General features: G+C 53.6%; 25 protein-coding genes. 5 read left to right on the forward strand and 20 right to left on the reverse strand.

The window, feature by feature from the left end; genetic code table 11:
• Window positions 1-295: 295 nt before the first annotated feature.
• The 15 genes from HUU59_10455 to HUU59_10525 all read right to left on the reverse strand — a co-directional run bounded on the left by HUU59_10455 (window position 296) and on the right by HUU59_10525 (window position 17,219).
• Entirely contained in the window at window positions 296-1,120 is an 825-nt protein-coding gene (locus HUU59_10455; GenBank protein NUO19859.1) for a class I SAM-dependent methyltransferase, read from the reverse strand.
• 14 nt (window positions 1,121-1,134) lie between these two features.
• Window positions 1,135-2,274: a glycosyltransferase gene (locus HUU59_10460; protein NUO19860.1), complete on the reverse strand. Its 1,140-nt coding sequence runs from the start codon at window positions 2,272-2,274 to the stop codon at window positions 1,135-1,137.
• Entirely contained in the window at window positions 2,271-3,002 is a 732-nt protein-coding gene (locus HUU59_10465) for a hypothetical protein (GenBank protein NUO19861.1), read from the reverse strand. Before HUU59_10465 ends, HUU59_10460 begins: the two co-directional genes overlap by 4 nt.
• Window positions 3,003-3,007: 5 nt before the next feature.
• Window positions 3,008-5,089: a T9SS type A sorting domain-containing protein gene (locus HUU59_10470; GenBank protein ID NUO19862.1), complete on the reverse strand. Its 2,082-nt coding sequence runs from the start codon at window positions 5,087-5,089 to the stop codon at window positions 3,008-3,010.
• Between the two features lie 133 nt (window positions 5,090-5,222).
• Window positions 5,223-6,152, reverse strand: a complete 930-nt coding sequence (locus HUU59_10475; protein ID NUO19863.1) for an electron transfer flavoprotein subunit alpha/FixB family protein — start codon at window positions 6,150-6,152, stop codon at window positions 5,223-5,225.
• A gap of 185 nt (window positions 6,153-6,337) precedes the next feature.
• On the reverse strand, window positions 6,338-7,330 hold the full coding sequence (gmd, locus tag HUU59_10480) for a GDP-mannose 4,6-dehydratase (GenBank protein ID NUO19864.1): 993 nt from the start codon (window positions 7,328-7,330) through the stop codon (window positions 6,338-6,340).
• Between the two features lie 24 nt (window positions 7,331-7,354).
• A complete protein-coding gene (locus HUU59_10485; protein NUO19865.1) occupies window positions 7,355-9,694 on the reverse strand; it encodes a serine/threonine-protein phosphatase in 2,340 nt (779 codons plus the stop codon).
• A 56-nt stretch (window positions 9,695-9,750) separates the two neighbouring features.
• Complete coding sequence (locus HUU59_10490) at window positions 9,751-10,461, reverse strand: right-handed parallel beta-helix repeat-containing protein (GenBank protein ID NUO19866.1); 711 nt, start codon at window positions 10,459-10,461, stop codon at window positions 9,751-9,753.
• Window positions 10,462-10,519: 58 nt separating this feature from the next.
• Window positions 10,520-11,110: a carbonic anhydrase gene (locus HUU59_10495; GenBank protein NUO19867.1), complete on the reverse strand. Its 591-nt coding sequence runs from the start codon at window positions 11,108-11,110 to the stop codon at window positions 10,520-10,522.
• A gap of 38 nt (window positions 11,111-11,148) precedes the next feature.
• Window positions 11,149-11,802 carry a hypothetical protein gene (locus tag HUU59_10500; protein ID NUO19868.1) on the reverse strand — a complete coding sequence of 218 codons (654 nt, stop codon included), beginning with the start codon at window positions 11,800-11,802 and terminating at the stop codon, window positions 11,149-11,151.
• 2 nt (window positions 11,803-11,804) lie between these two features.
• Window positions 11,805-12,797, reverse strand: a complete 993-nt coding sequence (locus tag HUU59_10505; protein NUO19869.1) for a site-specific DNA-methyltransferase — start codon at window positions 12,795-12,797, stop codon at window positions 11,805-11,807.
• A 14-nt stretch (window positions 12,798-12,811) separates the two neighbouring features.
• Window positions 12,812-13,561, reverse strand: a complete 750-nt coding sequence (locus HUU59_10510; protein ID NUO19870.1) for an electron transfer flavoprotein subunit beta/FixA family protein — start codon at window positions 13,559-13,561, stop codon at window positions 12,812-12,814.
• Window positions 13,562-13,642: 81 nt separating this feature from the next.
• A complete protein-coding gene (locus HUU59_10515) occupies window positions 13,643-15,262 on the reverse strand; it encodes a hypothetical protein (protein NUO19871.1) in 1,620 nt (539 codons plus the stop codon).
• A gap of 52 nt (window positions 15,263-15,314) precedes the next feature.
• Entirely contained in the window at window positions 15,315-15,935 is a 621-nt protein-coding gene (locus HUU59_10520) for a threonylcarbamoyl-AMP synthase (protein NUO19872.1), read from the reverse strand.
• 306 nt (window positions 15,936-16,241) lie between these two features.
• Window positions 16,242-17,219, reverse strand: a complete 978-nt coding sequence (locus HUU59_10525; GenBank protein ID NUO19873.1) for a M23 family metallopeptidase — start codon at window positions 17,217-17,219, stop codon at window positions 16,242-16,244.
• 319 nt (window positions 17,220-17,538) lie between these two features.
• Here HUU59_10525 and HUU59_10530 point away from each other — a divergent pair, with 319 nt between their 5' ends.
• Complete coding sequence (locus HUU59_10530; protein NUO19874.1) at window positions 17,539-17,811, forward strand: AbrB/MazE/SpoVT family DNA-binding domain-containing protein; 273 nt, start codon at window positions 17,539-17,541, stop codon at window positions 17,809-17,811.
• A gap of 50 nt (window positions 17,812-17,861) precedes the next feature.
• Here the strand turns inward: HUU59_10530 and HUU59_10535 are convergent, their stop codons facing one another.
• Both HUU59_10535 and HUU59_10540 read right to left on the reverse strand, forming a co-directional pair.
• A complete protein-coding gene (locus HUU59_10535) occupies window positions 17,862-18,080 on the reverse strand; it encodes a zinc ribbon domain-containing protein (protein NUO19875.1) in 219 nt (72 codons plus the stop codon).
• Window positions 18,081-18,095: 15 nt separating this feature from the next.
• Window positions 18,096-18,329, reverse strand: coding sequence for a hypothetical protein (locus HUU59_10540; protein NUO19876.1), 234 nt, complete (start codon window positions 18,327-18,329; stop codon window positions 18,096-18,098).
• A 38-nt stretch (window positions 18,330-18,367) separates the two neighbouring features.
• Here HUU59_10540 and HUU59_10545 point away from each other — a divergent pair, with 38 nt between their 5' ends.
• The 4 genes from HUU59_10545 to HUU59_10560 all read left to right on the forward strand — a co-directional run bounded on the left by HUU59_10545 (window position 18,368) and on the right by HUU59_10560 (window position 19,997).
• The gene (locus HUU59_10545; GenBank protein NUO19877.1) at window positions 18,368-18,640 is read left to right on the forward strand and encodes an HU family DNA-binding protein; all 273 of its coding nucleotides are present in this window, start codon (window positions 18,368-18,370) and stop codon (window positions 18,638-18,640) included.
• Between the two features lie 22 nt (window positions 18,641-18,662).
• The gene (locus HUU59_10550; protein NUO19878.1) at window positions 18,663-19,256 is read left to right on the forward strand and encodes a YceI family protein; all 594 of its coding nucleotides are present in this window, start codon (window positions 18,663-18,665) and stop codon (window positions 19,254-19,256) included.
• A gap of 9 nt (window positions 19,257-19,265) precedes the next feature.
• On the forward strand, window positions 19,266-19,598 hold the full coding sequence (locus HUU59_10555; protein NUO19879.1) for a divalent-cation tolerance protein CutA: 333 nt from the start codon (window positions 19,266-19,268) through the stop codon (window positions 19,596-19,598).
• Between the two features lie 69 nt (window positions 19,599-19,667).
• Complete coding sequence (locus HUU59_10560) at window positions 19,668-19,997, forward strand: hypothetical protein (protein ID NUO19880.1); 330 nt, start codon at window positions 19,668-19,670, stop codon at window positions 19,995-19,997.
• A 120-nt stretch (window positions 19,998-20,117) separates the two neighbouring features.
• Here the strand turns inward: HUU59_10560 and HUU59_10565 are convergent, their stop codons facing one another.
• The 3 genes from HUU59_10565 to HUU59_10575 form a co-directional block, all read right to left on the reverse strand.
• Complete coding sequence (locus HUU59_10565) at window positions 20,118-21,794, reverse strand: T9SS type A sorting domain-containing protein (GenBank protein NUO19881.1); 1,677 nt, start codon at window positions 21,792-21,794, stop codon at window positions 20,118-20,120.
• Between the two features lie 20 nt (window positions 21,795-21,814).
• A complete protein-coding gene (locus HUU59_10570) occupies window positions 21,815-22,249 on the reverse strand; it encodes a hypothetical protein (GenBank protein NUO19882.1) in 435 nt (144 codons plus the stop codon).
• Window positions 22,250-22,413: 164 nt separating this feature from the next.
• Window positions 22,414-22,876, reverse strand: a 463-nt coding sequence (locus HUU59_10575; GenBank protein ID NUO19883.1) for a T9SS type A sorting domain-containing protein, incomplete at its 5' end; no start/stop codon positions are given.

The following is a 22,876-nucleotide window of genomic DNA, read 5'->3' on the forward strand; positions in this document are numbered from 1 at the left end:
CCTAATCGTGCATACATGTGTTTCCATCTGTCGGATATGCTTTTGGCAAGCCAGGGGCCACCTCAAAAGAGTGCAACGGAGACAGCGAAGGTTTGGAGGAATGTGAGTTTAGATTAGCGACCCGGTGAGGGGACGTGGTGTGTTATCCACCGATAGTTGCCTGATGTTGTGTGATAGCAACCACACGGGCAATTTGCGTTTGGCGGGTTTCGAAGCAACAGCAGTTGAAGAAAACAAAACGCGGTGGTTTAAGAAAACCACCGCGCAAAAAGCTGGTTCAGGTGCCGTAATTCTGTTACGGCTTTTTGCCGACGAAAATCCAGCCGCCGCCCTTCTTGTTGTCGGAGTTCATGTCCATCCACATGGCAAAGGCCGCGACGGGATAGAGAATGGCAATCCACGGGACGACGATGATGAAGAAGAGTTTGGAGACGGAGAGCATCTGCATCGGAATGCGTTGGAGAATTTTCCAGGCGAGCGGACCCCAGAACGGGCCGTAGGTGTAATCGAGTCTCTCGATTTGGAAACCGGCGCGGGTGGCTTTGTCGATGAACTCCTGCTTGGTGTAGCCTTCGCGGACGTGCTCGCCGATGACGGAGATGTCGCCTTCGGCGTATTCGCGTTCGCCTTCGCTTGAGGACGGAGTCGTGACAACCAAGTAGCCGTCTTTGCGGAGCGAGGCGAAGAAGTTCGCCCAGACTTTTTCATCCTCGAGGATGTGCTCGAGAACGTCGGTGTTCAGAATCAAATCGTAGCTGTCGGGCTTGCGATAGATGGTCAGGTCGCCAAGTTCAAACTTGACGTTGTTCTGACCCACAGCTTTGGAAAACCACGTGCAGTCTTCAATCTGCTCGGGCTTCACGTCGATTGAATAGACATTCGCATTGGGGAAGGTCTTGGCCATCTTGTAGGAAAATTGACCGAAACCGGAACCGGCATCGAAGATGTCCCACTTCTGTTTGCGATTGCGGACGCGCGCAAGTTCGCGGCGAATGTACCAGTTGCGCAGGAACAGCGCGCCGAGCATGGTATAGAACAGGCGGCGCAGAATTGGTTGCCGTGCGACAACTCGACCGAGCGAGGCCTTAATCGGATCGTAATCTATTGCGTGATCAGCCAAAGGAATCTATTTCGTTAATTTGATTGCGCAAACTCTTCGAGGATTTCGCAGGGTCTATCCCAGGAGAATTTTTCGGCGGTTGTGCGGACATGGGGTTCGAAAACTGTGCGGCCGCCGGTTGAGTAGAAGTTGTGAACGGCGGATGCGATGGCGGATGAATCTTCCGGTTCGACGACAAAGCCTGTTTTGCCGGCTTCAACCACTTCGGCCAGTCCGCCGACATTGGTGGTGATAACCGGGCAGCCGTGCGCATAGGCCAAGACGAGAATTGCGGATTGCGTGGCGCTGCGATAGGGGAGCACGTTTACATCAGCGGCAGCGAGATAGACTCCGATTTCATCGGCGGGAACGTAACCCGGTCTGACGATGACGTGATTGCGGATGCCGAGTTCGTCAATCAGCTTGTCGTATTTGGCTTGCTCTTCGTAGAATTCGCCGGCGATGACCAGCTTGATGTCGCTGTCCTGCTTGATGATTTCGGGCATCGCGCGGAGGAGAATGTCCAAGCCTTTGTACTGGCGAATCAGTCCCATGAACAAGAGCAGCTTCTTCGCGTCTATTTTGAGCTTTGCGCGTGCGGCGGCTTGGCCTTGTTTGAACTCATCGTAGCGGTCGAACAGCGGCAGTGCGGTGTGGCGAATGTGCTTTTTTTCAATCTTTGGAAACAGATGCTCAAGCTCGTGCGCTTCGTTGCGGCTGAAGGTCAAGAAGAACTTTGATTGACCGAGCGCCATTTTCGAGAGCGTCTTGTCACCGATGCGTGTCTCGTGCGGAATCACGTTGTGACAGACGAAGGCGACGCGCGCGCGGCTCTGCATATCCAGCAGTTTCGACACACCCCAATAGCACGCACCAAAGAACGGCATCCACCATTTGTAGCAGACTAAGTCTGCGTTTTGCTTGTTGATGAACTTTGCTGTGCGATACCAGGAGAGAGGATTCCAGGGGACGAGCAAACGAGTTGAGGGGATGTTGTCCGTGCGCGAGGTGTCGAATTGTGTTTTGCCGGGGAACAGCAGTTTGGGAAATTGCTTTTTGAAGCCGACAATGACGACGTCGTGACCGCGCTTTGTCAACACTGAGTAAAGCGAGTTGGTGGTTTCGGCAATGCCGCCTCGATAGGGGAACGCGGGGCCGACTAAGACGATTTTCACCGGTTGGTGTTTGTTCTCACCGGCGCGTAGAGCGCGTCGTAGTAGTTTGCAAGATAGACGCCGAGTGACAGATAGCCGAGGATGTTACGGGTGCGGTAGGCTTTGCGGTAATCGGCGTAGCGGTCTTCGATGAGGGGATTGCCGTGTTCGGTGATGGCGAGGTAGTCGTCTTTGCGGGCATCGGCCTCAAAGATGTAGGCGACGAAAGCAGCGAGAGTGGCGGCCTGAAGGACGGCGAAGACGGTAGCTTTGACTTTTTGCTGTTTATAGGCCTGTCCCCAGCCGGGGAGCACGGCGCTGCGCCATGACGCGGAGAGTTTCGCGTCGGCCTCAGGCAGACGATAGGCTTCGGGCTGGGACAGCACTTGCTCGACATACTCGCGTTTGGCCTGACCGAATACGGTAGTGATTTTCGGCGAGACGAGCACAGGGTCCATTTCGAAAGCGGGATTGATGGCGATGATGCGGCGGAACTCGGAGAGCGCGAAGCCCTGCTGTTCGCGCGCGACGTAGATTGTGGCGAGCACGACGCGGAAAGGAATCTCGGCCAAATCGTCCACAGCTTCAGCGGCGCGGAGTCCGCGCAGAGCCGTCAGCTCGGCATCTTCAAAGCGGCCTTCGTCCACGGCTGTCTGTGCGGCAATGCGCAATGAGTCAAGCGACTGCGCACCCGCGACGGAGCAGAGCAGGAAGCAGGCGAAGATGATGAAGGGGACCTTGAATTTCAATGTATTTACCGGAGCAGGAGGAGTTTTAGTGTTGATGAATACTCGGGCGTGCGCAGCTCGGCGAAATAGACTCCGCTTGCCAGCGGGGTGGCGTCAATGAGCGCGCGGTGCGTGCCGGCTGTATAGACATTTTCGGCGAGGCGGAGCGCTTCACGTCCCAAGACATCATAGAGCACGATTTCAACTTTTGCTTCGCGCGGCAACTCAAAGTGCAGAGTTGCGCTTGAGTTGAAGGGGTTGGGATAGGCGGAGAGGGAATAGGACGCGGGGAGAGCATGGCGTTCGTTCTCGATGCCAGATACATATTCTCCGCGCAATACCGTGCCATTCAAGCCGACTACCCAAACACGTGATGAAGTGACAGCGATATCAAAGAAGTTTGGACTATAATGTTCATTAAAAGCAGTCCAATTTCGTCCGCCGTCATCCGTCCGAGTCAAGTGCCAATTCGTGCCGCAAATCCATCCAATATTTCTGTCGGCGAATTCCACGGCAGTCAGAGTATTAAGCTGCGGGGCAGCCCAGCGCCAGTTTTCGCCGCCGTCTTCTGTATAAGTAATAGCGCCATCACTTCCGATTATCACGCCGTGCATACTGTCCGTAAAATGGACTCCGGCAAAGTCAATTGAAAGCGGAAATTCAGTGTGCACCCGCCACCCATCGGAACCAGAGTAAAACTTCACAACACCGCTGGCGCCAACCGCCCAAACATGCTGGCCGTCCACCGCATGTATCGAAGTCAGCGCTGGTCCACCGGAGTCCTGCATCTGCCACGTCAGGCCGCCATCAAATGATGCAAGAATAACGCCGACGTTGCCGCAAGCGAAACCAGTATCCTCATTTGCGAAACTGAGGTCAGAAATTGAAATATTGTTGAATTGGCTGACATTACTCCACGAAGCTCCGCCATCGGATGTTCGAAAAATTCCCGCAATGTCAGATGCCACAACCGCGACAGAATCAGAAACCGCGCAAAGTTTTGCTGCACTTTCCGAAACGGGAATCCGATTCACTTGCCAAGACTCGCCGCCGTTTGAAGTCGAATAGATGAAATTATTCTGCACGAGCAACCAGCCGGACAGATTCTCAATGAACTCGACCGCTAGCACATCTCCCCCCGGTATTGGTTCCGGGTTTGTCCATGTTGCGCCGAAATTTCCCGTAAACGAGACTCCGAAGCCGCCGACCGCGATCCCAGCGCCACCCGGAAGCAAGTCAAGTCCTTGAAGCGAATACGAACTAATGTCCTGTTGAAACCAAGTGATTCCGCCATCGCTTGTGGCGATGGTCGTTCCATCATCCGCAATTGCACTTCCGTGCAGGGAATCAGAGAAGTCCACATCGCGAAGGGCGACGTCTTCCCATCGTAATGCGTAAACGGAATCCCACGAGAGTCCACCGTCTTCAGATCGCAGAACAGTTCCGTATTTTCCCACGGCAACGAGAGTTTCCGTGTCGATGTACTTTACGCTGGAAAGCCAGCCGTGGTAAGGAGTGGTCACGGCGTCCCAGTTCAAGCCGCCGTCTTGCGTGATTAAGATTCGCGGCATTCGAGTTGCGCTGTAACCGCCGACCGCGCAACCGTGCAACTCATTTGCGAAATCAACACCGAGCAAGTCATCATAAATGTCTGTTCCTGTCTGAACGTCCACCCACGTTTGACCGGAATCGTTTGTGATGCTGATGATTCCCCGGTCACCCACCGCAACAGCTCGTATGCCGTCTGATGACCAGATATCACGCACATCACCGGAAAACAGAAAGTGCTCAGACCATGTTGCGCCCGCGTCATTTGTCCGTGCTGCGTATCCATCATCTCCGCAAATCCAGCCCACATTGTCATGAGCAAAGCGGACGCGCCGCCAATTTCGGTTGTTGTAGTGAAGCGGCAGCCACGTCTCACCGAAATCTTCCGATTTGACGATTGTCCCGTATGCGCCCACTGCGTAAACAAAGCGTTCAGTAACCGAAATACCGCGAAGCGATGAAGACGGAGAAACAATATTAAGCCGTTCCCATTCCTGCGCGTACGTCTCAAGTGCGCACACTACCATGCAGCAAGCAATCCAAGTAGTCATCCAACGCATGGCCACCTCCGAAATGATTAGAGAGTGATCCGGACGTATGCAGATTCCGGCGGGGAACCGCTACGTGCTTTTCAAGCACTTCGCTTAATCCCCGCTCGGCGAAATAGCGGGCGGATTGCCATCCGCCCCTACATTATTCAGACTTTACTTTCTTGATTTCTTCGGTGAGTTTGGGCAGAATTTCGAAGGCGTCGCCGACGATGCCGTAGGTGGCGACTTTGAAGATGGGCGCGTCGGCGTCCTTGTTGATGGCAACGATAGTGCGGCTGGTGCTCATGCCGGCGAGGTGCTGAATCGCGCCGCTGATACCGACGGCGAAATACAGACTTGGAGCCACAACCTTGCCCGTCTGTCCGACCTGCTCATGATGCGGGCGCCATCCGGCATCCACGACTGCGCGTGACGCGCCGATGCTTGCGCCGAGTGCACTGGCAAGGTCTTCAATCATGCCCCAGTTTTCAGGACCTTTCATGCCGCGGCCCGCGCTGACGACGACGTCGGCTTCGGTCACGTCGAGCATGCCGCCTTCCTGCATTTTCTCTTCGACAATCTTCGCGCGAATTTTGGATGCATCGAGCGCGACGGCTTGCGAACTCACTTCAGCAGTGCCGCCAACTTCCGCCGGAAGAAACGCTTTGGGGCGTAAAGAGAGAATTCCGAACGGGCCGGTGATTTTCGCCCAGAGAAGCACTTTCCCTGCATAAATCGGACGGAGTGCACAGACTGCATTGCCTTCAGCCTTCACATCGGTGCAGTCGGTGAGCAGCGGTGCATTGACGCGCGCAGCTACACGTGGAGCAAAATCCTTGCCTTGCGACGACGCGCTGAGCACAACGGCTTTCGGAGAATTTGCTTTGATGATTTCCGCGGCGGCTTGCGCGTAGCCTTCGGAGGAGTAGTGACTAAGTTCGGGATTGGTGAGTTGAATGACCTTCTTTGCACCAAACGCGCCAAGCGACGCGGCGTCGGAACATTCGGTGAAGGTGACCGCGACAACGTCCGTGCCGAGGGCTTGTGCGAGTTTATACGCGCCCGTGACGGCTTCGCGCGCGGAGGGTTTCAATTTGTTTTTGTGGGAATCGCAGAATACGAGAATCATAAGAGAAAAATGGAAAATGGAAAATCGAAAATCAAAATAGGGAAATTCCGGCGGGGAACCGCTTCGTGCTTGTCAAGCACTTCGCTTAATCCCCGCTCGGCGAACAAGAGCCATTGCGGGTCTGGAGACCCACAACGGCGGATCGTAGGCTACGCCGGCTTTGGATAGTCAGTGCTGCCGTTTTTCAAGTCTTCGAGGTCGTGCTGCACCATCATTTTGACGAGGCCGGGGAAATCCACTTGCGGTTCCCAGCCGAGGAGTCTCTTGGCTTTGCTCGCATCGCCGACCAGCAAGTCCACTTCGGCAGGGCGCACGAATTTGGGGTTGATGCGGACATGCTTGTTGTAATCGAGATTCAGTTCACCGAAGGCCAGCTCGCAGAATTCGCGGACGGTGTGCGTGTGACCGGTGGCAATGACGAAATCCTCGGGCTCATCGTGCTGAAGCATTCTCCACATCATCTCGACATAATCCCCCGCATATCCCCAATCGCGGCGGGCATCGAGATTGCCGAGTTCGAGAACGTCGGTGAGACCGAGTTTGATGGCGGCGGCGGCGCGGGTAATTTTCCTTGTGACAAATTCCTTGCCGCGGCGCGGGGATTCGTGATTGAAGAGAATTCCCGAGACGGCGAAGAGGCCGTAGCTTTCGCGCGCGTTGATGGTGATGTAGTGGCCGTACACTTTGGCGACACCGTAGGGGCTGCGCGGGTGAAAGGGAGTTTCTTCGCGCTGGGGAGTTTCGCGGACTTTGCCGAACATTTCGGAGGACGACGCTTGATAGAAGCGAATTTTGGGGTCAATCTGGCGGATGACTTCAAGCAGTCGGGTGACTCCGAGGGCAGTGAACTCGCTGGTGAGAATCGGCTGTTCCCACGAGGTGGGGACGAAACTCTGAGCGGCGAGATTATAGACTTCGGTCGGACGCGAGTCTTTGATGACCTTCTCGAGGGAGTGCGTGTCCAGCAAATCGCCTTGCAGAATATTTACTTTCGTGCGCAGATGCTCGATGCGGCCCAAATAGTCCGTCGAACTTCTCCGCACCATGCCGAACACTTCATAGCCCTTCGAGAGCAGCAGTTCGGCGAGATAGCTTCCGTCTTGTCCGGTAACACCGGTAATTAATGCGCGCATTTTAAGAATTAGTTCAGAAGAGTTGCAGAAAGACTAAGCATTGGCCGCGCTGCGCGAGGATTCGCTTTTGGCACCGCTGCCGAAGGGAATACGCACGAGCACGACGGCCATGTCATCACCGAGCGCGAGGCTGTTGTCACCGGTGACGCGTTGGAACAGGGCTTGAGCGATATCCGGCAGCGGGCGGTCGCGATGTTCGGAGAGAAAATACTGCAGTCGGTCATAGCCGAACATATCTTCGAAACCGATTTCGGCTTCCGGAATGCCGTCGGTGTAGAAGGCCAGCAGGTCTCCCGGTTCGAGCGAATATTCCATGTGAATGAAGGGGAACATCTCCATGACGCCGAGCATGATACCGCCGGCATCGAGTTCGACAATCGCACCGTGTTTGCGCACAAGGTAACCGGGATTGTGCCCGGCATTGCAAATGGTGAGCATGGAACGGTCGGCGGAGATTTCGGCAAGCATCAGGGTTACGAACCGGTCGGGCGAGGTACGGCGCACCATTTCGTTGTTGAGCAGCGCAACCATTTCATTGATAGGACGGCGCTGCGGCGCGATGGCGTGCAGCGTTGCCTGCAGATTGGACATGAGCAGCGCGGCGGGCAAGCCGTGCCCTGCGACGTCCGCGACACAAATCAGCACGCGGCCATCTTCGAGCGGGAAGAAGTCGTAGTAGTCACCACCGACGGACTGCATACTTTGATGGAGACCGAGGACTTGCAGGCCGCGCACTTCGATGGGGCCCTTGGGCAGAAGTTTCTGCTGCACCTGCCGCGCATTTTCAAGGTCCGCCGCATATTCTTCAGCCTGTTTCTTCCGGCGCTTGTCACGCTGGCGCAATTCCCAGATTGCAAAGCCGCCGACCAGCGCACTGACAAGCGCAATGCCGATTGCCCAGCGCGCGGCTTTCGGCCATTTTTTGAACATGCCGATAGCAGTACGCTCGATGGGACGCGCGACACGATAGGCGAGATAGACGTTTTCCTGTGACGGGTTGTAGAAGTAGAGACCGAGAACGCGCTTGCTGTCGTCTTTGACGTTGCGCCCTTCAAAGACAGCTTGTTTTGGTTTGAGTGTCGAGGCGGCGGGCAGCGGAATTGTGTTCGGATAATCGCGGCTGGTGGGGGAGAAAGTGCGGACGCTTTTTGACAGCGGCAGCGCATCGCGGGACCAGAAGCGGTCTTGCGGCGCTTGGGGATAGCTCAGAATAGCTTCGTCGTATTGCCACGCGAAGAGGGTACCCTCCACGGGTTTGCCTGAGCCAGTTTCGACGTACCAACTGATGGCTTTTGTCGCGGCTTTGGCATTTTCTTCGCCGCTGAGCGGTGTCGTCGCGGCAACGTGCAGCGCGGGCGGTTCGAAGGCTTTGGTCAATTCCAGAAATGAGGAGTCGTATCCGCTCACGGTTGACAAGCGATTTCTTCTCCAGAGGTAGAGCGAATCGCGCTGTTCATAGACTTGTCTTAGCGCTGCAACGGTGACGGAATCAACGCCGCTGACACGCAAGCCTTGAGCGGCATATTTGGCTTTGGGCGGCAGAACTTCCTTGCGCAGTTCACCGTCGCGCCAGACAGAAAACGGCGGCACGGTGATACAGAGCCACGGGGAGTGTTCGACCTGCGTCGCGACGCGTGCTTCGCGCGGCAGCCAGCCGGGTGGTGTTTTGCCGGGTGCGCGATGGAATATGACTTCGCCGCCTTCAGGAATGTCGCACTCGAGTCGCAGGGTGAAAGAGCCGCCGCGTTTGGCGCGGTCACGGAAGGAAATTGTGCCGGCTTCTCCAAGCCACCGCTTGACGGTCACTTCTCCGGGGATGGAATCGCCCATGGGTGTAACCGCCCAGAAGCGGACGAGATCTGAAGGCAATTCGAGTCCGAGAATGGTTTCAAAGCGCGTGGTGTCGGGCAGCATGAACTCATAGTCGACGGAGAATCGGTCTCCGGGCGCCATGGAGATGACGTCCTTTTGAATGGACTGCACGGGGAACGGCGTCCGTCCGGCTTTTCCGTATTGCGGCCACGCAGCGAGCACGATAGGCCGGGCGAGTTTGCCGGATTTGCGGACGACGATGCGGTAGAGTCCGTCGGTGGAGATTTTGAGCTGTTCCTGCAGCTCTTCCGATTGCGCGTTGAAAACTTTTGACCAGATTTCGCCGGTCAGATTGGAGACGATGCTAACCCGCGTTTCACCATCATCCAATTGTCCCTGCTCGAGGAGGAGTGACCAGTGGAGGACGTCGCCTTTGAGGAGGGAGAGCTCAATAGAGACGGAATCTTCAGGCACCAGCAACTGTTTCCGCGTATCGGACAGTTGGGTCTGTGCAAACGCGGCAAGCGAGCTGAGCAAGAGGATGATTAGAATTCGAGTCATGGAATTGTTACGGGTTCGCGGTCATGGGGCAATTCCGGTCACTGGTGTCGGGGAGTTCAGGCTTCGCCGTCAGCGGGTTGTCTGCGTGTGTACCACGAGCGTTCTTCGCCCTGAAACTTGACGGGTTTGAAGTTGTCGAGAATTTGCGCGTGTGTAATGGAGGCGAATTCAGTATCCACGACTTCGAACAGACCGTTTCCGGTGCATTCGACGGCGTGCGGAGTCGTGTCGTTGATGGTGCAATGCGTGACGCGGACTTCCTGGCAATTTTCGCAGATGAGTCCGCTTCCGCCGCAGCGTTCGATAAGGGAATTGTCGAGCAGCACATCAAGCGAGCCTTTGGCGCAGATTGCACCGCGTTCGGAGTCCGCGAGATAGCAGCTTGTGGCGGCGATGCGAGTTCCGGACTCAGCACAGATGCTGTATTTCCCGCCTTCAATGGCAGAATACTTGATATCGAGGTTTCCGGCGGTGACGTGAATGACCGGCTGCGTGCGGACTTTACCTTTGAAGGACAGATTGGTAAGAATCAGATTTCGCGCGGTTGACGAGATAAGTTCGTCGCGTTCAGTGGACAGTTCAATGTCTTCATGCGCTCCGACGCCAACGATTTCGAGACTTTTGGTAATAATCAGGGAACCGACATACTTCCCGGGTTGAACCTGAATAAGGTCACCGTCATGAGCGGCGACGATAGCCTCGGCGAGAGTCGGGAAAGCGCCGGCGCGATTAGGAGCGACAACGTGAACAGTGCGAGCGACGGTCATAGATGGTTCCTCGTCGAAATCTGGAGAGTTGTTTAGCGAGAAAGAAGTCTTGGAAATATCAAACGTCCCACTGCACGAGTCCGGAAGCGACATCGAAGTAGGCACGTGAAATGGAAATGGAACCTGCTTCGAGAGCTTCAAGTATTGCAGGCGACTGCTGCGGCAACTGTGCGACGAGGTTGCGGGTGTTTTGCCGCGACACTTCGGATGCAAGTTCATCGCCGGTGAATCCCTCTTTGCGTTTAGCGACAACGATAGTGCCGAGTCTTGCGATGACTGCGGACACGGCACCGCGCATGGGCAAATCCGAAACGGCGGCATTAATGGCGCCGCAGCCTGAATGCGCCATCACGACGACAAGCTTCACGTTCAGCGCTTCAACAGCGAACTCGACGGAGCCGACGACTTCAGGAGTGAGAATAGTTCCGGCAACGCGAATGACGAACAAATCGCCTTGCGACTGGTCAAAGAGAATCTCCGGTGACACACGCGAATCCGAACAGGTGACGACGCAGGCGAAAGGCTCTTGAGTTTGCGCGAGTTTCATGCGCAACTCGGCATTGGCTTTCCACGGCTGCGGAGTTCCGTTGACATAGCGGAGGTTGCCGTCGCGGAGGGCGGTCAGTGCTTCAGTAGGAGAAAGGATCATGCGATACAAAAAAGATACGTTGACAGGACACTTTTCAACTATTTAGCAATCCAGTATTCCCGCACCTTTTTGAAATGCGCAATGCGGTCGTTAATCTTTGCTATCTCACGAGGGTAGAATTCAAGTAGATTATCACAAAGCTGAATCATCCAGTCCTTGCGCGAAACTCCTCTGTCGATATCTATGTTGTTTGAATTCACAATTTGGATCTGGCCCCACCCCAAGGCACCAATAGTCAAACATCTCCAAGATAAGTGCTCAATCGGCATGAAATGGACATTGCTTACCTCAAACTCAGAGTCTACGATCTTGTACGAGATGTAAAGTACGGAAAAATAGTTCTTGTCGTCTTCATATAGTCTTGATAGTCGCTCAACAGACGTCAAATTAGGCATGTTGAACTTGGTATCGAGATTATGCGTCTTGACATCAACAAGTACATAGTACTCTTCAAGGTCAGTAAACGCAATGTCCGCCATAGATCTACGTGCAAAATCATCTGAGTACTTTCCGGCATTCCTGCCAAGAATCGCCTTAAACTGGCTTGCAATCATGGATTGGATTATGTCACCAACCGCTCTGGGGCTACTAGATGCTTCTTTAGATAGGAATTCCTTTTGTCCTTGTAGATAGGCAAGAACAGCTTTTTCTATATTTTCGAGAATAGGCGCAGCAAAAATCTTGCTATTCATATTTAGAATAGTGCAATTTCATTGGGTCTTGAGGGGTTACTTTTCATTGAGTTCTTAGAATCAATAAATGTATTCCGCTCATAAAACACGCCCTCCGAATATCCTTGAATGGAGTTGTCGAAGCCAGCCATCTCAAGTCTCTTCTCGGCCAAACAAGCAAACACTTCGTCAATTTCAATTCCGACAAAGTGTCTTCCCAATTTCTTTGCCACAACAGAGGTCGTACCAGATCCCAGGAAAGGATCAAATACGATTTCGTTGGGTCGCGAGCTAGCCAGGACAATTTTGGCGATAAGTTTCTCGGGCTTCTGCGTTGGATGGTCCGTATTCTCGGGCATTGACCAAAATGGAACTGTAAGGTCCGTCCACAAATTGGAAGGAGAAGTCAATCTAAATCTGCCGTGTTCGGTTTCGTTCCAGTCTTTGGGATCACCGGCTTCATTTGTGTAGGGCGCGATTACCTTACGTTTCAGTTTAACCGCATCGACATTAAAATAGTATTCTTCAGATTTGGTGCAAAACCAGATGTCTTCCGAGCAGTTTTTCCAGTTCGCAAGCGCACCCCTGCCTTTTTCCCGTTCCCAAGTAATTCTGTTCCGGACGATAAAGTGTTTCTCTGCTACTGTTGAAATAGCAGATGAAGATGCCCAGTCGCCGCAAATGTATATTGAACCCGTTGGCTTCATCAATCTGTACATTTCCGGAAGCCACGAATCTAACCATGCGACATAATCAGAATATGACCGTTGCTTGAACGAAGTGGTGTTGAACGTTTTGCTTAAATTGTACGGAGGATCAACAACGATTAGATCCGCAAACGCAGAAGGCAACAATCCAACGACCTCAAACAAGTCTTGATTAATTGTTTGATCAAGCAAGGCGTCAAGGCTCAAAACAGGTTCTTTCACCTTGCGCAAACGCGAGCGCAAAACATCGACATCATCTTGTGTCAATGTGATCGTTCTATTTCGAGGCGCTCGGTGTTTGCGTTCCATTTTTTGTGTACCCTTTACAGCACTTTGGCTTCTTCGCGCAGTTTTTGAATCAGAACAGGAATCGCGTCCACACCGTTTCCGAGAATCTGGCCGGGCTGACGGTCGGGTTTAGGCAGCACCTGCATGGTTTCGACTTGAATTGTTCCGAAGTCGGCGGTGACTTCGTCAATCGGCTTTTTCTTCGCGGCCATGATGCCTTTGAGCGACGCATACCGCGGCTCGTTCAAGCCTTTTTGCGCGGCGACGACACAGGGGGTCGGCATTTCAACAACGACGATGCCGCCTTCGACTTCGCGCTCGGCAATCAGCTTGCCGTCTTTCAGTTCGAGCTTGACCACCACACTGACTGAAGGCAGATCGAGCAGCTCGGCGACCATCATGCCCACACCGTGATTGTCATGGTCAATGGCGGATTTGCCGCAGAGAATCAGGTCGTAGGTTTGCCCCTTGACCACATTGGCCAGAGCACGAGCAGTAGCGAGCGCGTCAAAGCCCGCATCGCCTTTCACGTGAATGCCGCGGTCCACACCCATGGCGAGCGCGGTACGCAGCACTTTGGGAACATCATCGCCGCCCACACTGACGGCGACGACCTCTCCGGAACCGGCAGCATCGCGGAGTTTCAGAGCTTCTTCAATGGCAAATTCATCGAACGGATTCAGGACGAAGGTGACTCCATCGAGATGAACGGACTTGCCATCCATGGAGGGTTTGATACTGGCCTCGCTGTCAGCGACAGCTTTCAAGAGTAGCAGAATATTCACGATTGGGGTGTAAGTTCAGTAAAATGAGAGGTTTTCAAGGACATAGACAATTTATCAAACTAACCAATTTTGCTCAGAATTTCAAGTATTCTCGATACTTCGGCCAACAAGAACCTCAGCCCGGATAGCTGCCGTGGCGAGAGTACCGACAATCAGGGTAATCAGGGCAATTCCGGCGGGCATTGCAAAACCGGTCCAGATAAGTGCGAGTGCCAGATAGCCACCGAGCACAAGACCGTGGAAGAGCAGCGCACCGAGAATCCCGACTCGCATGTAAAGCCAACCGGCCATGATAGACCACGCGACCCAATGTGCCGCACCGGTCGAGAGCCAGTTGTGTGTATCAAAACCGACGAAATAGGAAGCGATTCCAGCCATCAGCAGCATAGCGGTCAAGGTACCACGCACCCAAAAAATGAGCAGCGGGAAAAGCCACAGGCGAAAAACAAGTTCTTCCCAGACGATGGACTTGGCCACCAGCACAGGTGCTGCAAGCATGGGAACGGGGGAACCGGTGACATCGGCGACCAGTCTAAGACTTTCTCCGGCAAGTCCTCCGACTTCCTCCCACAACCCGAGATAGGCTTCAACGAGGAGGAACAGAGACGCGGCAGGCAAGGCCCAGCGAGCCGATTGAATCCATGCACCTGTCCAGCCGCGATGAGACGGAGCGATACGCGTGAGCGTTGTGATGTTCGGCATAAGGTCGCGCGAGATGGACTCTCCGGATGCGACAATCAGCGTGACGAGAATTCCGGTTTGCAGCGCGTCAATGCTCGCAGCGAGAGCGACTCGGAACACAAAGTCTTCGGCCTGACTCCCTCCGGGCACGAGCAGCGTCGCCTGTGAAATGGTCATCGTGCGCGCGACCACGACGAGCAGCATTGCAATCGAGCCCCACCACATGCCGCGCTTCCACGATATTGGATGGCGGTGATGAAGAATGATTTGAAAAACGCCGAAGATGATGAGCGCGAACGCAAGCAGCCGCAAACGTGCTCCGGGCGGCCGTGCCATAATGGGCACGGCTTCAGGCGAGGGGCGCGTAATGAAGGAAGTCAGCGTCCTGCCGGTCAGGCGAACGTCAAAAAGTTTGGAGTAGGGTCCGCCCAGGGAATCCCGGAACGTGTAGTGGAAATCCGTGCGCTGCGGCATCGTGGCGAGCGAATCCTTAAGCATCGTCAACCGGTCTGCGCCGATACCGAGGCGGGTCGCCAGTTGCTCCATGACGGCGAAGAAGGCTTCCGTCTTGCCAATTTTGACTCCGGGTTCGTAGTCGTCCACATCGTGCAGAATCTGATAGATATTGCCCGCGGGAGACACATGAATAGTCCAGCTGTCTTCGGGTCGTTCGCGGTGGAAATAGCGGTTGACGTATCCAACGGCCGGAGCAAAGGCGAATCCGTGTTCGTCCTTTGACGCATTCCAGACGCCGTCGAAATTGTATTCGGCCGCTTGAATCAGATTATACTCATCGAGCTTGACCCCTTGCGCGTCAAGGAACTGCTCGGCAATGGCGGCGGCTTCATCGGGTCGAAGCCACTCCCAGCTCCACGGCTTGCAATTAACTCCGACGACGAGCAGCACGAGGGTGAACAGCAGCGTGCGCATGGCCATGGAGCGCACAAGCACGGGATACCATTTTTTCGCGCGCTTTCGGAGTTCACGGCGGGTGAATTGAGTGAAGTCAGGAGTGGTCAAGTGATGAAGGTGAAGTTTATCGGCACTCGTGCAGCGACAGGCGCGGGGACGGTCAATAAATCAAACTGATATCGCCTTTGCCTTCGCGCAGAATGACAAAGTCGTCGGAGTCGGTGCAGTCCACGATGGTGGAGGGTTGGCTGTCGAGAATTCCGCTGTCGAGAATAACGGAAATGGTGTCTCCCCAGTGGTGAAGAATTTCGCTCGGGTCAAGCATCGGGTCACCATCGCGGTCGGTGACGGACGTGGAGAGAATCGGACGTCCGAAGGCCTTAAGCAAGTCACGGCAGACGGGATGGTCGGGCACGCGAAGCCCGACGGTCTTTTGTTTTGTGAGCAGAAGTTTGGGAACATCGCGACTCGCGGGGAGAATGAATGTGTACGGGCCCGGCAGGCAGCGCTTCATCATTTTGTAGACGCGGTTTTCAACTTTCGCGTAGTTGCTGATATCTGACAGGTCGGCACACAGGAATGACAGCGAATGATACTTTGAATATCCTTTGAGCGTGAGGGCGCGTTCCATGGCGGCCTTGCTGTGAATATCGCAGCCCAGGCCGTAGACCGTGTCGGTGGCATAGGCAATCAGCTCACCGCGTTCCAGAGCTTCAATGGCTTTCTGAATCGCGCGAGGATTGGGATTGTCGGGATGAGTTTCGTAAATCACGGTTCGCAGGTCCCGGTCACGTAATAACGTCGTTGATGGTGGTTTGAAAACTCATTCGGAAGCAGCCGTTGGTTCCCGGTGGTGATACCGACTCTCACTATTATTTCAGGATTGCCCGGATTGACCGCGCAGATGCTGCAAGACAAACCGCCGCCGTGTTCAAGTTTGTGCACAAAGGAAAGAAAACAGAGGTGCGTATTGCGGATCCGAATGCGGCAACAAACAATTTAACCCTCAAATCCCGCCTATGCAACTCTTTAGAACAAAAAAAAGCCCGAAGCAAGGTGCTTCGGGCCGGAAATCAGCAATTGCGGCTTAGCCGTCCACCTCTTCAGAATGGTCATGCTCGTGCGATTCCGTCGCGTCCGTCTCGACTGCAAAGCCCGGGAAGTTGTCGGTGTCTTCGAAGACATAGTCCATGGGATTTACGGCGACGCCGTTGACACGCACTTCGTAGTGCAGATGCGGGGCGGTTGAGCGGCCGGTTGAGCCAACTTGACCGATGACGGTACCCTTGCCAACCTTTTGACCTTTGCGAACCAGGATTTTGTGCAGGTGCCCGTAAGCGGTTTGATAACCGCCGCCGTGATCGACAACAATGAATTGTCCGTAATTGTAATACCGGCCGGCATAGATAACCGTTCCGGCGGCAGTACTCATGACGGGAGTACCGCGCGGTGCGGAAATGTCCAAGCCGTCATGGTGAGTAGCTTTCTTGGTAAAGGGATCACGGCGGACACCGAACCCGGACGAATAATAGCCCGTGTCGCAGGGTCTCAGAGTTGGCAGGTGTTCGAGTAGCTTCGCATTCTGGTCAAGCTTGGAGTGAATCTCACGGAAGCTGGTCTTCTGCAGTTCAATTTCGCGGTCCAGCTTGTTCAGAATGTCATTGAGCTCCTGTGCTTCAGGAACGACCGGTCCCGGCGGGAGGATTTCCACGGTACCACCGACGCCGACTTTACGGACATCGGCAGGCAGCAACGGTAAATCCGCCATGAGGCGGAGCATGTTGTCCGTTTCGGCAAGGGTGGAGAGCTTTTGCTCGACGGACTTGATTTTGGTATCGAAGTTGGCCAGCTGCTCGCGCAGGGCCTGATTTTCAGCTTCCAGTTGAGCCTTGTCGGAATCACCGACGAAGCGGGTGGCGAGAAATCCGGTCACACCGTTAAACAGCAGGAAGCTTGCGACCAACCCGGCAAGGAGCGCTTTGGCCTTTGCGCGGGTGAACGTAAACTCAACCTTTTTGCTAAGGTCGTGTGAGAGTAGGATTAATGAAAACTTACGGTTCGCCATTCAACTTCGTTAATTTCACCACAACATCTTGGGTTCAGAAGGGCTTTTAGAACCCCACCGCTTGCGGACACACAGCGGACGCCATAGCACATCGCGCTGCAAGAACAAACATTATCTTATTGTTTTGAAACAGGTTAAAAACTTTGCGGATTTACTCACAAAGCTTGACGAAAGTAACAAAAAATTAGCACCTTGTCAAGCATTTTCTTGCAAATCAGAGACCACATTTCGCAACATAACTGTTGACCCTCCGCAACTTGATTGACACGGGTCAAATATGTATCTTCAGAAAGTAGGAAATTCACACAATCGAAGTTTCATGGCCAAGCGACTTTCAGCACGCATCCGATCCAAGAATCAAATCACTTTACCGCAGCGGCTTGTCGAGCATACGGGTCTGAAAGAGGGTGATTTTCTTGATTTTGAGATTGTTGCAACGGCTCAGCAAGTGGGGCCGGGAACAATAGTGCTGCGAACAAAACGGCTGATTGAAGCGGAAACTCCGGCAGAGCCGATACCGCCTCTACACGATGCTCAGGAGTTTCCGGGCGTGAAAACCGCTATCGAGGAACTGAAGAAGCGGTTGAAATAGCGAGAGGCGTGGATAACTTTCTTCGAGTCAACTGACTCAGATTAGTGCGCTCAGCTGAAGCCGCCGTGGCCGCAGGAATGACCTGCAGATGCTCCGACAAATCCTTGAGAACCATGTCCTTGCGGTGCTGCTGTCAGCGAGAACAGCTTGGACAACGGCTTGACCGCGTTGCAAGTGGGGCAGAAACCTTCAGTTAAGGTCTGGGTATTCGATTGTAGAATTTCGATGACTTTGCCGCAGCCATCGCACTTGTATTCATAGAGTGGCATTTTGCTGACCGTTTGTTAATGTCCTGAACAGCCACAAGCTCCGCCGTGACAGGTGCCTTTGGGTTCGCCGCACATGCCAACATTTTCGAAATGATCTTTGTTGGGGACGGCAGTCAGGGAGAAGAGCTTCGTGAATTTGCGGTCACCTTCGCAGTTCGGGCAGAAACCCGATGCCCGATTTTGGTGACGGGATTCCAGAACTTCCACAATTTTCCCACAGGTGTCGCACTTGTATTCGTACAGAGGCATCTTGTTTACCTTATGATAATAAAGGAATTGTATTGAGGATGACCAATAGAGAAATGCTTGCCGCAATTTCTGCCCGGACGGCTTTGAGTGAGGCGGAAGCACGCGAAGTACTTTCCGTCATACTGGACACCATAAAGGATGCCGTCTGGGACGGCGACAAGGTGATGCTGACCAATTTCGGCACTTTCTATCTCGCAGAGCGCAAAGCCCGGACCTACAAGAATCCGAAACCGCACATGCCGGCAGTGCGCCCGGCCCGGAAGTACCCGAAGTTTGTTCCCGCCCCGAATTTTGAAGAACTCGTTCGCTAACTCAGCGGTTCCTGGAGGGACGATGAAGCTACGACTATTGGTTGCAACTCTGTTAACGCTGATCGGTTCCAGCTTAGCGGAAAATACGAATTTCCAGCTTGAGACAACAGGGGGGAAGCAACTTGTGCAGTTCATCTCCGACGCGCCGTTGGAGAAGATCGTCGGGCGGACGTCGGCGGCCAGCGGGTCGCTGTCTTTGGACTTAAGTTCGCTGACCACCGGTGCCGGGGGGACTATCCGGGTGGATTTGCGGGAGTTGGATACGGGGCTGTCGCTGCGGAATCAGCATATGCGGGAAAATCATTTGCATACAAATGAATATCCGCAAGCGGTGTTCACCGTGACGTCAGTGGTCTCCGCGGAGCCTTCGAACATTTCGGGAGGCGGCACAGCCCACACACTGCTGCGCGGCGAGCTTGAATTGCACGGTGTCAAGAAGCAGTATGAGATGCTGGGAACCATCAGTTACGATTCAGCGACGGGAAAGTTGACGGGGCGGTACAAGTGGAACGTGCTTCTGCAGGATCACCAGATTCCCCGGCCGGAGTTTTTATTCATGAAATTGTCTGAGACACAGCAAATTACAGTCGAATTAGAATTCAGCAAAAGCAAATAGGAGTAACAGATGGCGAAGGGTCATGGGGAAATCCTCATCCTCACCACAATTGCGCATACGGAAACGGCAACGGATTTTATTAAAGGGCTTGTGGAAAAAAGGCTTGCGGCCTGTGTGACAAGATTGCCGGGTGCACACTCTCTTTATCATTGGGAGTCGAACGAATTGACCGATGATCCGGAACTCGTGTTACTGATAAAGTCTCATCATTCACGATTGGCGGAGATTGAAAAGTATTTTGAGGACGAGCATCCCTATACGGTCCCGGAATTGCTAGTGTTTGATATAGACCATATCGGCGATGCCTATCGCGGCTGGCTGATGAAGGAGATCGGCTTGTAGAGATGGGAACGGCCGTCAGCGTTTGAGCGTTCAAGGAGTACGCAGGAACGAAAGGAAAGCAGGTGAGAGATGCCACAGACAACGACCACACCGCCGCAGGGAAAAAACCTGTGGGATGACGTTCGCGAAACGGTACTTGCAGGCTTGAAGGATTGGAAGGATCGCGGCGACGAGTTTGCGCGGCAGGGACGGATTCGTATGGACGAGTTGCAGACGGAGCGGCGACTCCGCGGCGCGCATGAGGCCTTGGGTGCGAAGTGTCACGCGCTGCTGTCAAACGGCGAAGCGGTGACGATGGAGCATCCGGTGGTGAGCCAGCTAAGTCAGCGAGTCCGCTACTATCAGGATGAGCTTGCACGACTCAGAAGCGAGCGCGCGACGCACGCTGAAGCGCAGTAGAACTGTCACTCACGAGTCGCTGTAGCGGACGAAGTGTTCGCGGCGGTGAACTCTAATCATAAATGAGGCGAGCCAAATGGCTCGCCTTGTGTGTATTTGAGGTGCGGCTCGAAGCTCCGCCTACTTAAGGAATACAACCTTGTTTGCAACGGAATAGTGGGCGTCGCGCGTCATCAAGAAGTAGATTCCGCTTGCCAAAGTCGCCGGCGCGGGAAACGAAAGACTTCCACCGGACGTGGAGCCAACATGCAACACAGCGCACTCACGTCCAAGCAAGTCAAACAATGCAATCTTGAAATCATCGCGAGCGAACCCCGCTAAGTCAATTCTCAAAGTTGAATTGAATGGATTCGGATAGACGGACAATATCTGCCATGTCGCAGGAATTGAAGGTCGTCCCGGATTGTCAGGGACATTGGAATGCGCTGTGTCAGGCGGCGAGGTCAACCACGGCTCAAACTCTATGTTGTTGATGTAAATTGTATCTCCTTGACCATTCGGGTTCAAATTGTAATGATACGGACCGGTTTCGTGTCCCCAAAAATTATGTCGAGCGATGACTGTAGACGGAAGGGGCACAAAGGGATCGTATGCAATCACCGGGCTCGAGTTTCCCTGGATCAAGTTCGAGTCCATGCGTACTGATGAACCTTGCGCGTTTGTAAGATCAATAACCGACGCGTAGTTTGGGTCGGTGGTTTCCTTTCGGTTGTCTCGAAACACATTGTGATGAAAGCGAATGGAGCCTTGCGGAAAGAGCGGTGCACCACGTTCTCCGTAGCAGTCTCGCACGATATTGTAGCATACCTCACCTTCGCAATTCCAGAAATAGACGGAGCCGATCCGGTCAGTCATCGTATGGGACTCGATAATGTTTCCGGTGAAAAACGGTTGACCAAACCGGCGAAAGTCATGAATCCATATTGCAGGGTCATTGGTCGTATTATTGCGGAAGACGTTGTTGCGAACATAAACAGCTCCAGCGGAAATCAAGTGACAGGTTCCAAAGAACTCGCTACTCCGATGATTCCCGTTGCCCTCAAAAACGCATCCCTGCACAATCGAGTTCACTCCACTGATTTCAACAGCAGCAAGAGACGCCGCACAACTGCGAAGGGTACAAGAAAGCAAAGTTGTTGAGGTGCTGAGGTTGGTTAAACCGCCACCAGTGCCATTGCTTGTGCACGCCTCGAAAGTAACGAATTCCAACGATGCCGCACCAGTTCGGATAACTGCTCCTCCTCCATAGTATTCCGCGCGACAATTGGTAATACGAGAATATCGCAGTTCAATCTGAATTTCGTCGGGAGATTGGTTTTCCGTGATACAGAAGACACCTCCGCCCCATTCCGCCCCAGATGCTTCAATACAACAATTTCTTATCGAAATCCTTCCTTGTGTAACATGAATCGCTCCGCCAGCAATGTAGTTAACGTCATCCGTGTGCCATATTGTGCCGTGTCCGTTTCGAAGTGTAAGCCCGAGCAATGACAGACTATCCGTTGTCGGCAGTGACGAAACAACGCAGCTTTGCGTATCAGCAACAGCGGCATGAGCGTCGATGACCGTCCCGGAAATATGGGACGTGTCGGCATCTAAAATGAAGCGACTTGCAAGCACAACCGAGTGATTGAGTACACGCACACTTTCAAAGTACACACCATCGTTGAGCAACAACGTATCTCCTGCTGCGGAACTCCGGATCGCCTCACTGATGGATTCACCCGGATTCAGCTCAATAATCGCAGCCCGGTGCACTTTCACGCACAGAAGCAGCAGCAGAAGGAGAAAAGCCATGCGAGACCTTCGGAAGTCAGTCACTGTCCTTGGTTTTGCGGGCATATCGCCTGTTGCATGTATGAGCTGCTGTTGTCCCAACAGATGATTGTGGCAGTCCCGGCCGAGACCTGCGCCCAAGTATCAAACTGTGCTGCTCCCGCGCCAACTTGTACCCATCCCGTATCACACATGGATGCAGGATAGTGAACAGTTGGGCGCTCTACTCTAACGACTGCTCGTAATCGACCGTCCTGCTTAATCTCACCGTATGCACCACCGATTGTCGGTGCGCTTGCATACAGATATCGTTCTCCGCTGTACGTCCCGGGAATACTCTCCGGACTGTAATCCCCTGTCTGTGTGTACTCATGCTTGGATTCCCAACCAACAGCATCCAATGTCAAACCATTCGTGACAACGAGAACAAACCCGAACATTACTGCAAACTGCGACTTTCTAATTCTCCACTTCATAACAGCGCTCCTCAAATTGTTACCTCCGGCGTCGTGCGCGAAGGGTAACAACAATATAATATATGCCCCCTCGTCCGTTTGTCAAGAGGTTTGTGGCATAATCACAAAGTTTTCTTGACCCGCTAAGTTGCGCAAAAACAGTTGAGTGTTTCTTAAGTGTGAACTCATTTACGCACTCTTCCTGGACAATTGAGGCGAGCCAAATGGCTCGCCTTGTGTGTATTTTGCAGAATGCCTTGAACGCCGCTCGCTTGAGACTTTGGCTGCCAATCTCGAATGTGCACACCTTTGTTCATTCTGCCGCTAAAAACCGTTTCAACGCGCCGACCCGTCAAATCAAAAATGTCAAGTGTTATCTCCTGATCGTGCAGCAGCACAAACTCAATCGTGACAGTACTGTTGAAGGGATTGGGGTAGGCGTTGCCGATGAAGGTTGCAGGAATCTCAACCGGCTCGCGCGGCTCAGGTGCCGCAGAGAAAAAGCTTGTGTCTACTTCCCACGGTTCGTAAACGAGTCGATACGATACAGTATCTCCTTGGCCAAATGGATTTCTCACGGAATCGTACGGGCCCGACTCGTGTCCCCAGAAATTATTCTGCACATACCCTTGCGCTTGACCACCGCCC

This window comes from bacterium (assembly GCA_013360195.1).
Lineage (GTDB): Bacteria > Electryoneota > RPQS01 > RPQS01 > RPQS01 > JABWCQ01.

Bases quoted from the DNA above. Each gene is read 5' to 3' on its own strand.
- HUU59_10470 (NUO19862.1), bottom strand. From the start codon at position 5,089: ATGCGTTGGATGACTACTTGGATTGCTTGCTGCATGGTAGTGTGCGCA.
- HUU59_10485 (NUO19865.1), bottom strand. From the start codon at position 9,694: ATGACTCGAATTCTAATCATCCTCTTGCTCAGCTCGCTTGCCGCGTTT.
- HUU59_10490 (NUO19866.1), bottom strand. From the start codon at position 10,461: ATGACCGTCGCTCGCACTGTTCACGTTGTCGCTCCTAATCGCGCCGGC.
- HUU59_10495 (NUO19867.1), bottom strand. From the start codon at position 11,110: ATGATCCTTTCTCCTACTGAAGCACTGACCGCCCTCCGCGACGGCAAC.
- HUU59_10500 (NUO19868.1), bottom strand. From the start codon at position 11,802: ATGAATAGCAAGATTTTTGCTGCGCCTATTCTCGAAAATATAGAAAAA.
- HUU59_10505 (NUO19869.1), bottom strand. From the start codon at position 12,797: ATGGAACGCAAACACCGAGCGCCTCGAAATAGAACGATCACATTGACA.
- HUU59_10525 (NUO19873.1), bottom strand. From the start codon at position 17,219: ATGGCGAACCGTAAGTTTTCATTAATCCTACTCTCACACGACCTTAGC.
- HUU59_10530 (NUO19874.1), top strand. From the start codon at position 17,539: ATGGCCAAGCGACTTTCAGCACGCATCCGATCCAAGAATCAAATCACT.
- HUU59_10535 (NUO19875.1), bottom strand. From the start codon at position 18,080: ATGCCACTCTATGAATACAAGTGCGATGGCTGCGGCAAAGTCATCGAA.
- HUU59_10540 (NUO19876.1), bottom strand. From the start codon at position 18,329: ATGCCTCTGTACGAATACAAGTGCGACACCTGTGGGAAAATTGTGGAA.
- HUU59_10545 (NUO19877.1), top strand. From the start codon at position 18,368: ATGACCAATAGAGAAATGCTTGCCGCAATTTCTGCCCGGACGGCTTTG.
- HUU59_10550 (NUO19878.1), top strand. From the start codon at position 18,663: ATGAAGCTACGACTATTGGTTGCAACTCTGTTAACGCTGATCGGTTCC.
- HUU59_10555 (NUO19879.1), top strand. From the start codon at position 19,266: ATGGCGAAGGGTCATGGGGAAATCCTCATCCTCACCACAATTGCGCAT.
- HUU59_10560 (NUO19880.1), top strand. From the start codon at position 19,668: ATGCCACAGACAACGACCACACCGCCGCAGGGAAAAAACCTGTGGGAT.
- HUU59_10565 (NUO19881.1), bottom strand. From the start codon at position 21,794: ATGGCTTTTCTCCTTCTGCTGCTGCTTCTGTGCGTGAAAGTGCACCGG.
- HUU59_10570 (NUO19882.1), bottom strand. From the start codon at position 22,249: ATGAAGTGGAGAATTAGAAAGTCGCAGTTTGCAGTAATGTTCGGGTTT.